Source organism: Candidatus Micrarchaeia archaeon, assembly GCA_041650355.1.
Classification (GTDB): domain Archaea; phylum Micrarchaeota; class Micrarchaeia; order Anstonellales; family Bilamarchaeaceae; genus JAHJBR01.
Genome location: JBAZLI010000027.1, coordinates 1 through 10,714, shown reverse-complemented (window position 1 = coordinate 10,714; position 10,714 = coordinate 1). Strand labels below are relative to the sequence as shown.

Below are 10,714 nucleotides of genomic sequence, written 5' to 3'. Positions count from 1 at the left end.
GACGTCCTCGCCCATCTCCACGAGCGTAACGTCAAGGCCGTGCTTGGACAGGAGATAAGAGGCGAACATGCCGCCCGGTCCGGCACCTACAACCACTACTTTCACTGGCATAGTTTATCCCCCCAGAATTAAACCCACTACATATCCCTCTGTTTGGTTTAAATAATTATAGGTTCATCTCGTCTTATCCCAGGGCTTCCGCAGGTGGATTCATGAGAGCAAAAACCGAATATCTGGAATTCCATACTAAAGAAAGGATAGAATTCGTGCGCATAACCGAAAAAGTGGAGAAAATCGTGGAAGCCAGCAAGGTGAAAGAAGGGCTGGTTCTCGTGAATCCGATGCACATCACCGCAGCTGTGATTGTGAATGATGATGAGAGCGGATTGATTTCTGATTTCAAGCGCACTCTGGAGCGCCTTGTTCCGTACCACGCGCAATACGCGCATAACGTTGGCGAGGACAATGCTGCTTCGCACATATGGAGGCAGCTCATGGGCCACCAGGTGGTTATGCCCATAACAGATGGAAAGCTGGATTTGGGGCCCTGGGAGCAGATTTTCTATTGCGAATTCGACGGGCAGAGAAAGAAAAGAGTTCTGGTTAAAGTGATTGGGGAATAAATGCTAGTCCAGCTTAAGAATCGCGATTAATTCCTGAGTAGTATAAACTTTTACCCGATTCTGCTTCCTGAACCCGTTGTCGTTCGACCATAACGGCAGTGCTTTGGCAAGGCAGACGGCCAGATATGCTGCATCGTCTTTGTCTTCAAGGAGAGAATCGGCTTCTTTCATATAATGCTTGAACTCAAGAACCGGAACCAGCTCGATTCTTCTTTCCAAGAGCTCCACGAGCTTCAGAAAATCCGCACTAGTTCTCCCCGTAATTTCCAGAATATCCTTCTCGTGTTTCCTGAACTCAACAAAGATATACTCAGGGGCGTAGAGATGCAGGTCATTGGACAGCAAAATCCTTTCAGTGATGCCTTTCTTTATCATCACTGCAAACAGGATGTTGGCATCCACTACAATATCCATGCTATCCGTCCCTGAATTTCTTTGCAAGGTTCTTCCTAAGCCGCTTTCCCAAATCCAGCGCTTCCTTTTCGCTCATTTCGCTTTCCGCCTTGAACTGCTTCAGGAATTCAAGGTCCTTGATTTTCTGCATAAATGCCTGCCTTGCAACTGCGCTCCAGTTTATCTCTGGAAATTCCTCCAGCTTATGCTTCAGCTCGGCAGGTACCGCCAGTGTCATGGTTGTCATATTATCACCATAAGTATATTATGTGCAAATAAATATAAACACAGATTATATTGGAGGTACCGAAGGAATTTTAGTTAAAGTGATTTGGGAATAGATTGTCAGTTTTTGAGCGCTAACCCGAGGACCGCGAGCAGGATGAATGCCGGAACGCAGCACATGGAAGCAGGGTCGTATTGGGAACCTGCGGCCGAACCTGAACCGGGCGTGTTCCCTGCCCCGGAACCCATGCTGCCAATGTTGCACTGGTACTGGCAGCTCGAAAATCCCGGGGACACCGAAGTGTCGTAGTCCGTATCGCAGTAGCCGGTTGCCGAGTCAAACGTGCCGCTGTAGCTGTCGCAGCACTGCTCAAGGCACGGAAACAGGCTGGGCGGAATCCCAGCCGGGGATGCGGATGCGGACGCCGCCAAGATGAGCACTAAGAACAGTTGTTTCATGCAAACACCATCACCACATGAATAACGGGAAAATTAAAAAATGCGTAGGGTATTCTTTTCTCAGAGTAGAAATGCAGGGGGAAGGGTTCGAACCTTCGTAGCCGCTAAGGCACAGGGTCCTAAGCCCTGCACGTTTGACCACTCCGCCACCCCTGCGCGAACGCAGTGAGCGCAGGGGCTTGAATCGCCTTTGGCGATTTGGCGGGTATTTGTCGAAATGTCGACAAATCTGAAACCGCCACCCCTGCACCATATCCCCTTTTTCTTAGAAAGAAAAAGGGGCTGAGGTATTCACCCCCAAAAAGAACGCTGTTTTTAGGGATCTAATCACATCAGCGATTTGGTAGGTATTCGCCGAAACAGGCAAACAAACCGCTTTCTGCAAGAATAATTCTGCAATGATTAAATTTAAAATTGAGAAGTAGGCGAACGAAAACAAGAAAATTAGGAAAAAGTTAAAAAGGAAAAATCAGCCGCACGAGCCGCTCGCAGTCGTTCCTGAGGTGCTGAGCGTGGTGCTGCATTCCGCCGGAGGAGTGTTGAAAGCATCGCAAACCGCGGCTTTTACTCCCTCGGGCGTCCTTCCAATCTGGCTCTGGACCCCGTTGAGCACGAATGTGGGCGAACCTCCTACCCCGTACTGGTCGTTCAGATTCGATTCGAGCGGGAAAGGCGGGTACGCGCCGCTCAGCCAGGTGCTCTTGTCGTTGAGCATGTTAGTCAGGTTGTACTGCTGGTCGGTGGTGTTGTAGCACACATCGAGCTTGGTCTTATCCACTCCCGCAGTAGCGAGGCAGGACGCGCTGTCCTTGCTCGAAACGAAGCAGCTCAGGTATTTCCAGTATGCGTCCTCCTGCTCCTTCTGCATGCAGTACTGCCTGAGGTTCTCCTGCACCTCCCCTGAGCTCGGGTGCATCGCGTAATCAACGAACCGTATCTTGAAATCCACTTTCCCTTTCAGTAGAGTCTGGACCGGGATAACCGCCTGCTCGGCCTGTATGCCGTACGGGCAGTAGCTCATAACGAAAACCTCGAGCACCGGCTTGTCTGATTTGGGAACCTGGGCAGGCTGGCTAGCCTGCTGCTCCTCCTCCTGCGCGAGCTGCACCTGGGTCGCGAAATCAGTTATCTTGGTCGCGCCCTGGTAGAGGTACTGAAAATCCCTGGAAACCGATATGGGCGGCATCGCCGCGCCGTTCTGGTCCTTGAAATTGACATTCACGAAGTTGCCCATGTCCTCCATGCCGACGTATGTGAGCGTGGTGGCAGTTCCGGACTGGAGCTGAATTAGGCCCTCGAGCGCAACCTTGAGCGCGTTTATCTGGGCCATGTCCGGCTGGGCAACAGAAAGATTCGTGGAATTTTCGAGAAGCGTGGCGTTCCCGTTCTGCTGGGGCAAAAAGATGGAGGATGCTCCGTATCCTATGCCGAGCGCCACCAGGGCGATCAATGCGTATATGGCTATTTGTTGGTTGTTCATTTGTTCACCCATCAAAAACCTTATTTGTAATTATTTGACCACTATTATTATGGATTGCCCCATTTATATTGCTTTTGTTTTTGTTGTGCAATCAGCTCCCGAGAACCTCGGTGAATATTCCGTAGGGGAACGCGCCCTTCACGAAGAACACGTAGTTCCCTTCAGGGTCCCGGGAAAGCGAGAGATAGCCGCTGGACGCGTAATCCTCGTGCCTGGAAAGCACGTCGAGGAGGTAGGTCTCGTTCGCGGTCTTGGGGAGCACGATTACGGATGATGGGGTACCTGAAAGCCCGTAAAGGGGCGCGTCGTTCTGGTCTACCACTATGGAGGAATCGTATTTTCCGCTTGCGTAGCACTGTATGAACGCCGCTCCATTTAGTCCTAGTTCGTTCGCATAGGAGCCGAACTTTGCCGAAGCCATGTCTCCGGAAAGCGACGCCCATTCCTCCTGCCTTTCGAAAAGGACCTTGTGCATGTCCCAGTATTTGCCCTGCTCCCCGGCGCATCTCGCGGCCGTGGCAGCGGCCTTGGAATTCGGATGGAGGAGGTAATCCCTTAGATAATACCTCACTTTCCCGGATTCCACGTAGTTGGATTCTATGAGCGGGAACGTCTGGACCGCGTGCCTCTTGCAGTACGGGCACTGGTAATCTGTGAACTCGACGATGTAAATCGGGGCGTTCGCGTCCCCGAGGACCGGGCTGGAGCCAGGGGAAACCATGAAAGAGAGGTTGCTTATCACGCTTATGTTCTGCTGGGGCGGGAAGATGTAGCCGTAGGACGCGTAGAACACTATGGCCGCCGCAACCAGCGCCAGGATTATTAGATATTCCTTCCCCATGCCTTCACCTGCCTGCTTCACTTGTTCTCGCCCTTGTACACTCCGGCGTACGAATAGGACGTCTTTTCGAGCAGCCTTATGAACACCATTTGCCCTATTTTAGCGTTTCGCTTTAGTATGGCTCCGTGCGGGTTCGAGACTATCAGGAGCGCCTCGCTCCTCCCCTCGTATCCAGGATCCCAGACCGCGCAGCTTAATGTAATGCCTGAGCGGAGCAGCGAGGAGCGCGGATAGCAGAAAGCCGCGGCGTCCTGCGGGATGCGCACGTACTCGTTGAATATCACCTTGTACGCGCCCTGCGCGAGCTTCATTTCCTCGTTCACGAACTGAACGGGTTCAACGTCGCTTATCCTGCGCTCCTTGTTGTCGAAATCGATCTTCCCCGCGTTCTTGAAAGAATAGAGCTCCTTGAGCGTCACGTCCACGCCTGCGGGCTGGAACTGGCTTTCGCCTATGAAATCCCTTACCAAATCCCCTTTCACGAGCAGTTCCTTCGGGAGTATCATTGCATCACAGATTATCAATAGCGTCAATTCACTGCTCGTCAGGAGCGTACGCGTAATCAGAGCTTGAGAACTTGTATTCGTGGAGCTCTTCGGGCTTGAAGAAGCGCTTCACCTCCTTCTCCGCGGTCTCTGGCGAGTCGCTTCCGTGGATTATGTTCCTGGATGTGCTCATGCTGAAATCCCCCCGTATGGTTCCGGGAAGCGCTTTCCTGGAATTCGTGGGGCCCATCATGTCCCTCACGACCTGGACGCACTCCTTCCCCTCGAGCACCATAGCCACTATCGGGTGGTGCGTCATGAATTTCTCCAAATCAGGGTAGAACGGCTTGCTTACGAGATGGGAGTAGTGCTCCTTCGCGAGCTCCCTGCCCATCCTAAGCATCTTGAGCCCCACTAATTTCAATCCCCTGGCCTCGAATCTCGCGATTATTTCGCCCATGAGGCCGCGCTGGATTGCGTCCGGTTTCAAAAGAACGAGAGTCCTGTCCATACAAACACCTCAACTGGAATATGAAAATGGAAGCTGGAAAAAGGAAAAGTCACTGCCTGGCCTTGAACTCGCGCGCGTTCTTGGTCCACTTCACCCTCCGCCCTTCCCTCTTGAGCTTTAGGGAATTTTTTGTGCATTTGCTCGAGCAGAAATAGTGGACCGTGCCGTCCTTCTTGGAGTACATCACTCCTGAGCCCCTCTTGAGCGCGTCGCCGCAGAAATAACAGTTAGGCATCCGAATCACCTTGGCCTTATCTCCTTGGCCTCCCTTTCGGTTTCAAGAAGCATGATTACCATGCCTTTCTTCACCGGCCCTTTGATGTTCCTGATGATGACGCGCCCGGTGTCCGGGCCTGCGAGCACCTTGCAGAGCACCTGGTAAATCTCCCCGTAAACGCCGGTCTTGGCTTTTACCTCTACTATTTCGGCTGGAAAACCTTCTGCCATTCACACACCTATTTCTTGGGGAGCCGCTTTATTATGTCGTTCACGAGCTCCTTGGCTCCGCCCGCGTTCTCAATCGCGACCGAGGAAGTGGGAACTATGAGCCCTGCCGCCGTCCCTAATTCCTTCTTGGTGTTTACGTAAGCGCATGGTATGCCTTTCTCCTCGCAGAGAATCGGGATGTGCATCACCACTTCCGGGGGCTGCACGTCCTCTGCTACGATAACGAGCATGGCGGTCTTCTTCTCTATCGCCTTGGTTACCTCGTTCACTCCCTTCCTTATTTTTCCGGTATCCTTGACCATGGACAAAGCTTCGGCGATTTTGCCCTTCACTTCGTCCGGCGTCGGATTCTTCACATAGCCTGCCATTCTTACACCTCGATTTTCATTTCATAGGTCTTCATTGGTATAGCGTTTCGGCTTACAGTTTCTAAAACCGCAAAAATTAGCCGAAAATAACGTTAGTTTAATCTCCGGAACAGTTTATAAAGTTAGCGCCTTTCCCCGTATTCGCTCACGAACTTCTGGTATTCATCAAGCATCGAATCGGTTATCGAAGGCCTGCGCCCCTCCAGTATCTTGAGCAGCTGCGCTGTGGTTATCCTCGGGGCTCCGCCCTTTATCTTTTCCCTCAACGCTTCCATCTTCGCGCTCTGCACCAGGGAGGATATGTCGGCTCCGGAAAATCCCTCGGTTTCCTGCGCAAGCCTCTCCAAATCCACCCCTTTGCTGAAATCCCCTAGGTTTATCTGGAACACCTGCTTCCGCCCTTCCAAATCAGGGGGCGGGATGTAGAATATCTTGTCGAACCTTCCGGGCCTCAGGATTGCCGGGTCAAGGATGTCGGGCTTGTTCGTCGCGCCTATCACCACAACCCCTTTCAGCTCCTTCATCCCGTCCATTTCCGTGAGCAGCTGGCCCACTATGTCGCCTCCTCCGCGAGCGCGGGAAGGGGCTATCGTTTCTATCTCGTCTATGAACAGTATTGCTGGGGTGTTCTCCTTTGCGCGCATGAACGCCTCCTTCAGAACTGAAACTGACTGCGTGAATCCTCTTTTCACCAGTTCCGCGCCGCTCACTGTAATGAACGCTGCCTTGAGCTCGCCTGAAGCCGCGCGCACTATGAGCGTTTTGCCGCATCCAGGCGGCCCGAAAAGCAGGATTCCCTTGCTGGGCTTTACTTTATACTGCTTCATCAGCTCCTCGTGCATGAGCGGAATCTGTATGGTTTCCAAAAGCGTTCTTTTCACGTCCTCTAATCCAGCGACATCCTGCCACTTTACGGCTGGCTCGCTCTCCTCCTGGGCTTTTTCGCCTTTCCCGCCCATTCTCCGTTCGAAGTCCATTCTGAACCGCTCGTAATCCTCAAGGTGGGCCAAACTTACCGAAGGCTTGGTTCTTCCAACCACGTCCAACAGCACTCCGGCAGTGAGGGGAACCACCATGTCCTTCTTTCCCGCCTCCTTCGCGATTATCTTCACGGCTTCGTCCACGATGTTCTTTATGTCTGCGCCTGAGAATCGCTCGGTCTTCTTCGCGAGCTTCTCGAAGTCTATTTCCTCGGACGGGTATTTTTTCGCGTACACCTTGAATATCTGCTTTCTTGCCTCCTTGTCCGGAAGGGGCATGTAGATTATCTTGTCGAATCTCCCGGGCCTCAGGAGCGCTGCATCCAGTTCGTTGGGTATGTTCGTTGTTCCGATTATCATCACTGGCTTCCCGCTGCTCACCGCCCCGTCTATCTCCTGCAGAAGCACGCTGAGCACCCTCGGGGTCACATCGTCATTGTATCCGGAGCGGCTCTTCCCTATTGAGTCAATTTCATCAAACATTATTATGCAGGGCGCGTTCCTCCTCGCGTCGGCGAAAAGCTCCGCAATATTTTTTTCGGATTCACCATACCATTTGCTGAGCAGTTCGGAGGTGTTCACGTAATAAAGCCTGAAGCTTATCTCGTTCGCGAGAGCGCGCACTATCATCGTCTTTCCGGTTCCCGGAGGTCCGAAGAGCAGGATTCCCTTGGGCGGAGTGAGCCCGTACGTGTACGCCAAATCCTTCTTCTCCAGCGGGAGCATCACCGCGTCCCTTATTTCCTCCTTCACGTCCTCGTATCCTCCCACGTCGTCGAATTTCTCGCCCCCTTCCAGACTCAAATCCTTCACGCCGAATTTCCCGAAGCTCTTGAGCTTCTCCTTTTTCATTATCGAGCCTTCCTGGCTGAATTTCATGTTCTTGGCCTCGAGCACTCCTATGATTGCAATAGAAGCGATGATGTAGAACACGGTTTCGTACTGGAACTGGTAGTTAAAAAACTGCGAAAGGAAATAATACTCTAGAGGTATCAAGAGGAGGACCGAGCTGGATATGAGCTGGGCGTGCTTCCCCCTTATCCTTCCAGAGAGGAAGCTCGCGGCGTAGAGCACGAACGACCAGAATACCAATTGAATCAAACCGCTGTCAGCTAACAGCAGGGTTATGGTGTTTGCGGTTGCTTTGCCCAGCGTTTCGTTGAACGTGCCCAGGAACGAGAGGGTGGCCATGGAGGAGAACGCGCCTATTGTTTCACTTGGAATTGAAAGTATATCCACTGCCGGCCTGTTCTTCTGGAGCGTTTCCAGAGCCGGCTGGTACGCGTCCAGGTTCAGGGGCATGTGCGCAGAATTCTGCTGAACCCATATTGAAGAGAGGAAAAGTATGAGAAATACCGCTGGAATGGAAACCAGGAGTGTTTTCGAGGAGCCGAAATTGCACGCCATTATTATGAGCCCCAGGATTACGAAACCCCCCAGAAGGGAAAGCGGAAATGGCATGAACGGGAGGAACACCAACGCTTCCAAGCCGGAAATTATCGCCCAGTGCTCGAACGCCTCGAACAAAGTGATTGCTACTACCAGAAGGAAAAGGAAGCCGAATTCAGGGGATTGGTATGCAAAGGATGGGAGTGCAAGAAGCACGCTCAGGATTGTTCCCAGCGCAGGGTATCTGTATGCAACTGCGCCGCATACCAACGCTAAAGCTGGAACCAGTATGATGGGATAAAACGGAATCGCGGAAAGCACCGCGAGCGCGCCTATGAACACCAGGAATCCGTGCCAGAAGCTCTCGTCTGCCTGGAGGATTTTGGCGTAGGCCTTCACTTTCTGGCCCGATATGCTCTTTTGCGCATATTGCATATGCACGGGATTATGAGCCGAGGTTTTTAATTATTGCACAAACCGAAGGAAAACGAATTCGGCTTGAAACCGGTGAGGTTGAGCGCCCCTGCGTCCACTTCGCTTCCGTTCGCTTCCAAACCAAGCTCCTTCAGCTGCGGGACCGAAACCTGGGCGTACCTGCCTTTTGCTACTGGGTATGAAGTGATGTCGGTCTCGCTGAACTCCATACACAGTCCGGTTTCTTCGTAAATTTTCATCGCGATTTCATTTCCTTCGCTTATGTTCTCCAAACCGTCTTTCAGGTGCATCACGTTTTCCACGTCGCCCTGGAGCGAATAGAGGTATACTGAATTGTCTAGTTTCGCTTCTGCGGGTATGAAAAGGAAGATGGATAAGGAAACGAGGACGAGCAAAGAGAGGATGGCTTCGAGCGTTTGCATTCATTCACCGCAGAAATAGAGCTTTCTTATCTCATTCGTGGGTTCGTAAACGACTAATCTGTAGATGCATGTTCCTTTTCCCTCCTCGAAACTGACGTATAAAGAATTGAAATGGAGCCTTTTTTCCAAATCCCCCTGCAATTTGGAGAAATCTTCAGAAGGGATGAGGTTCGGGTAAACCTTCTTTTCAGGGAAAAAATTCCCTTCTGTTTTCGCCGCCCCTATTTTTACTACGTAATCGCTCGCTGAAACCAGCTTGTTGAAAAGGGCTTGATGCTCTAAATTCTCTTCGGCCCTGGACTGGAGGAAGGACGCGTAGTAGAGCGTATAGGAAACTATGAGCAGAATGGGAATTAGGGAAAAAAGGAAATCGAACGAAAGGAATGCTTTACACCGGTTCGCCATCGCTTCCACCAATTCCGTAAATCGTGTATCCGAAAACCTTTCCTCCTTCGCTTTCGCCCACTAACGCACCCTCTGCGCTTATGTCCCCGATTGAATAGTTCCCGCTTATCGCGAACCTGTCCTGATGGATAATTTCGCTCTTGTCCAGGGTTCTTGCGAATCCCTCTATTTTCGCCTTTTCCAGCACTCTTGCGCCGTGCGCTTTCGCCTCTGAGGAAAGCGTTGAGAACGCCGCCAAAATTGCTGAGACTAGTATGAGCATGAAGAGGAAATTGAATAACAATTCAACGGAGATTTGGGCTTTCATTGCATCAGCTCGGGCGGCGCTTGATATGGAATTTCGAATATCTTTTCGCTTGTGGGGATGTAGGAAACCTTTGAGATGTTGAGCTTTTGCGAATAGAAAGTGATTCCGAAAAGCTTGGGCTTTCCCCCCAGGTTCATCGAGCCTAAAGATAGGTCGGCTATCGAGAAGGTTTTCGCCTGCGGGTCTGCAAGAACATTCACATTTATGTAATCCCTGCAAAGCGGAGACTGGATTGGCTGGCAATTTAAGCACATTTTCGGAGCACCTTCGAGCAAAGAATCCTCAGCTATCTTTCCCACTTCGCTCTCACCCAGCTCGCCGCACCACGCACTTGTTTCAAAATCATCATAGGACGGATTGAACATTAGAAGGGAGGCGTAGGCACCGTCCTTCACTCTTTCCTTTGCCTCTGCAGGGTCGAACGCAGCAATCCCGCCTGTTGAGGCTATTTCAGCCATGTAGCCCAGGAAGCCGGCCATTGCGCCGTATTTCGCTGAAACGAGCATTGAGCGTTTTGCATCTAAACTCAATTGCTCCATTCTCTCCAAGGCTATCGCTCCTGAAAGGTTCACGGATTTGGAATTGGTGTAGGAATTGGCTAAGAGAATAAGTATTGCCAAAGCTGCGAGAACGAGCAGGAACGAGAGATAGCCTCGCATAGGGAATAGAATAAGAAGAAGGAATTAAAAAATAGGAAGAAAAGAAAAAAATCAGCAGCTGTATGCTCCGACGCCACCGTAAAGCGCGCCCAGTATCGTAGGGGTTATTACCACGATGAGAAGGCCTATGAGAGCTCCGATGAGCATCGCTGTCGCCCACACTGAGGCTCTTGCCCTGGTTTCAGCGCCGAGGAGCTGGCCTGCCGCGTAAATCACTCCCGCAGCAACTATCATCAGGAATGCGACTATCGGGATGAGGCTCCTTATGCCGCTGCATAACGCGGT

18 protein-coding genes and 1 tRNA gene are annotated in these 10,714 nt (G+C 51.6%); 1 reads left to right on the top strand and 18 read right to left on the bottom strand.

Annotated features, from left to right (window positions below; translation table 11 throughout):
* A partial coding sequence (locus WC488_02815; GenBank protein MFA5077333.1) for an NAD(P)-binding protein occupies nucleotides 1–111 on the bottom strand: 111 nt, incomplete at its 3' end.
* Between the two features lie 101 nt (nucleotides 112–212).
* Here WC488_02815 and WC488_02810 point away from each other — a divergent pair.
* A complete protein-coding gene (locus WC488_02810) occupies nucleotides 213–623 on the top strand; it encodes a secondary thiamine-phosphate synthase enzyme YjbQ (GenBank protein MFA5077332.1) in 411 nt (136 codons plus the stop codon).
* A gap of 3 nt (nucleotides 624–626) precedes the next feature.
* Here the strand turns inward: WC488_02810 and WC488_02805 are convergent, their stop codons facing one another.
* From WC488_02805 to WC488_02725, 17 genes are all read right to left on the bottom strand, one after another.
* Nucleotides 627–1,037: a PIN domain-containing protein gene (locus WC488_02805; protein ID MFA5077331.1), complete on the bottom strand. Its 411-nt coding sequence runs from the start codon at nucleotides 1,035–1,037 to the stop codon at nucleotides 627–629.
* Nucleotide 1,038: 1 nt separating this feature from the next.
* Nucleotides 1,039–1,263: a hypothetical protein gene (locus WC488_02800; GenBank protein MFA5077330.1), complete on the bottom strand. Its 225-nt coding sequence runs from the start codon at nucleotides 1,261–1,263 to the stop codon at nucleotides 1,039–1,041.
* Nucleotides 1,264–1,361: 98 nt separating this feature from the next.
* Nucleotides 1,362–1,700, bottom strand: coding sequence for a hypothetical protein (locus WC488_02795; GenBank protein MFA5077329.1), 339 nt, complete (start codon nucleotides 1,698–1,700; stop codon nucleotides 1,362–1,364).
* Between the two features lie 72 nt (nucleotides 1,701–1,772).
* Nucleotides 1,773–1,856: transfer RNA gene (locus tag WC488_02790), tRNA-Leu, on the bottom strand.
* A 313-nt stretch (nucleotides 1,857–2,169) separates the two neighbouring features.
* Nucleotides 2,170–3,180, bottom strand: a complete 1,011-nt coding sequence (locus WC488_02785; protein MFA5077328.1) for a hypothetical protein — start codon at nucleotides 3,178–3,180, stop codon at nucleotides 2,170–2,172.
* 91 nt (nucleotides 3,181–3,271) lie between these two features.
* The gene (locus WC488_02780) at nucleotides 3,272–4,021 is read right to left on the bottom strand and encodes a thioredoxin domain-containing protein (GenBank protein ID MFA5077327.1); all 750 of its coding nucleotides are present in this window, start codon (nucleotides 4,019–4,021) and stop codon (nucleotides 3,272–3,274) included.
* 17 nt (nucleotides 4,022–4,038) lie between these two features.
* Nucleotides 4,039–4,527: a deoxyuridine 5'-triphosphate nucleotidohydrolase gene (locus WC488_02775; protein MFA5077326.1), complete on the bottom strand. Its 489-nt coding sequence runs from the start codon at nucleotides 4,525–4,527 to the stop codon at nucleotides 4,039–4,041.
* Between the two features lie 28 nt (nucleotides 4,528–4,555).
* Nucleotides 4,556–5,017, bottom strand: a complete 462-nt coding sequence (ndk, locus tag WC488_02770; GenBank protein ID MFA5077325.1) for a nucleoside-diphosphate kinase — start codon at nucleotides 5,015–5,017, stop codon at nucleotides 4,556–4,558.
* Between the two features lie 49 nt (nucleotides 5,018–5,066).
* Nucleotides 5,067–5,252, bottom strand: a complete 186-nt coding sequence (locus tag WC488_02765) for a 50S ribosomal protein L24e (protein ID MFA5077324.1) — start codon at nucleotides 5,250–5,252, stop codon at nucleotides 5,067–5,069.
* A 5-nt stretch (nucleotides 5,253–5,257) separates the two neighbouring features.
* Nucleotides 5,258–5,464, bottom strand: coding sequence for a 30S ribosomal protein S28e (locus tag WC488_02760; protein ID MFA5077323.1), 207 nt, complete (start codon nucleotides 5,462–5,464; stop codon nucleotides 5,258–5,260).
* An 8-nt stretch (nucleotides 5,465–5,472) separates the two neighbouring features.
* Complete coding sequence (rpl7ae, locus tag WC488_02755) at nucleotides 5,473–5,832, bottom strand: 50S ribosomal protein L7Ae (protein ID MFA5077322.1); 360 nt, start codon at nucleotides 5,830–5,832, stop codon at nucleotides 5,473–5,475.
* A 122-nt stretch (nucleotides 5,833–5,954) separates the two neighbouring features.
* On the bottom strand, nucleotides 5,955–8,636 hold the full coding sequence (locus WC488_02750; GenBank protein MFA5077321.1) for an AAA family ATPase: 2,682 nt from the start codon (nucleotides 8,634–8,636) through the stop codon (nucleotides 5,955–5,957).
* Nucleotides 8,637–8,662: 26 nt separating this feature from the next.
* A complete protein-coding gene (locus WC488_02745) occupies nucleotides 8,663–9,058 on the bottom strand; it encodes a hypothetical protein (protein MFA5077320.1) in 396 nt (131 codons plus the stop codon).
* Nucleotides 9,059–9,463: a hypothetical protein gene (locus WC488_02740; GenBank protein MFA5077319.1), complete on the bottom strand. Its 405-nt coding sequence runs from the start codon at nucleotides 9,461–9,463 to the stop codon at nucleotides 9,059–9,061.
* Nucleotides 9,447–9,770, bottom strand: coding sequence for a hypothetical protein (locus WC488_02735; protein ID MFA5077318.1), 324 nt, complete (start codon nucleotides 9,768–9,770; stop codon nucleotides 9,447–9,449). Before WC488_02735 ends, WC488_02740 begins: the two co-directional genes overlap by 17 nt.
* A complete protein-coding gene (locus WC488_02730; GenBank protein ID MFA5077317.1) occupies nucleotides 9,767–10,429 on the bottom strand; it encodes a hypothetical protein in 663 nt (220 codons plus the stop codon). Before WC488_02730 ends, WC488_02735 begins: the two co-directional genes overlap by 4 nt.
* 51 nt (nucleotides 10,430–10,480) lie before the next feature.
* On the bottom strand, nucleotides 10,481–10,714 hold a 234-nt coding region (locus tag WC488_02725), incomplete at its 5' end, for a hypothetical protein (protein ID MFA5077316.1).

Coding starts and splice junctions, on each gene's coding strand:
- WC488_02810 (MFA5077332.1), top strand. CDS start 213: ATGAGAGCAAAAACCGAATATCTGGAATTCCATACTAAAGAAAGGATA.
- WC488_02805 (MFA5077331.1), bottom strand. CDS start 1,037: ATGGATATTGTAGTGGATGCCAACATCCTGTTTGCAGTGATGATAAAG.
- WC488_02800 (MFA5077330.1), bottom strand. CDS start 1,263: ATGACAACCATGACACTGGCGGTACCTGCCGAGCTGAAGCATAAGCTG.
- WC488_02795 (MFA5077329.1), bottom strand. CDS start 1,700: ATGAAACAACTGTTCTTAGTGCTCATCTTGGCGGCGTCCGCATCCGCA.
- WC488_02785 (MFA5077328.1), bottom strand. CDS start 3,180: ATGAACAACCAACAAATAGCCATATACGCATTGATCGCCCTGGTGGCG.
- WC488_02780 (MFA5077327.1), bottom strand. CDS start 4,021: ATGGGGAAGGAATATCTAATAATCCTGGCGCTGGTTGCGGCGGCCATA.
- WC488_02775 (MFA5077326.1), bottom strand. CDS start 4,527: ATGATACTCCCGAAGGAACTGCTCGTGAAAGGGGATTTGGTAAGGGAT.
- ndk (MFA5077325.1), bottom strand. CDS start 5,017: ATGGACAGGACTCTCGTTCTTTTGAAACCGGACGCAATCCAGCGCGGC.
- WC488_02765 (MFA5077324.1), bottom strand. CDS start 5,252: ATGCCTAACTGTTATTTCTGCGGCGACGCGCTCAAGAGGGGCTCAGGA.
- WC488_02760 (MFA5077323.1), bottom strand. CDS start 5,464: ATGGCAGAAGGTTTTCCAGCCGAAATAGTAGAGGTAAAAGCCAAGACC.
- rpl7ae (MFA5077322.1), bottom strand. CDS start 5,832: ATGGCAGGCTATGTGAAGAATCCGACGCCGGACGAAGTGAAGGGCAAA.
- WC488_02750 (MFA5077321.1), bottom strand. CDS start 8,636: ATGCAATATGCGCAAAAGAGCATATCGGGCCAGAAAGTGAAGGCCTAC.
- WC488_02745 (MFA5077320.1), bottom strand. CDS start 9,058: ATGCAAACGCTCGAAGCCATCCTCTCTTTGCTCGTCCTCGTTTCCTTA.
- WC488_02740 (MFA5077319.1), bottom strand. CDS start 9,463: ATGGCGAACCGGTGTAAAGCATTCCTTTCGTTCGATTTCCTTTTTTCC.
- WC488_02735 (MFA5077318.1), bottom strand. CDS start 9,770: ATGAAAGCCCAAATCTCCGTTGAATTGTTATTCAATTTCCTCTTCATG.
- WC488_02730 (MFA5077317.1), bottom strand. CDS start 10,429: ATGCGAGGCTATCTCTCGTTCCTGCTCGTTCTCGCAGCTTTGGCAATA.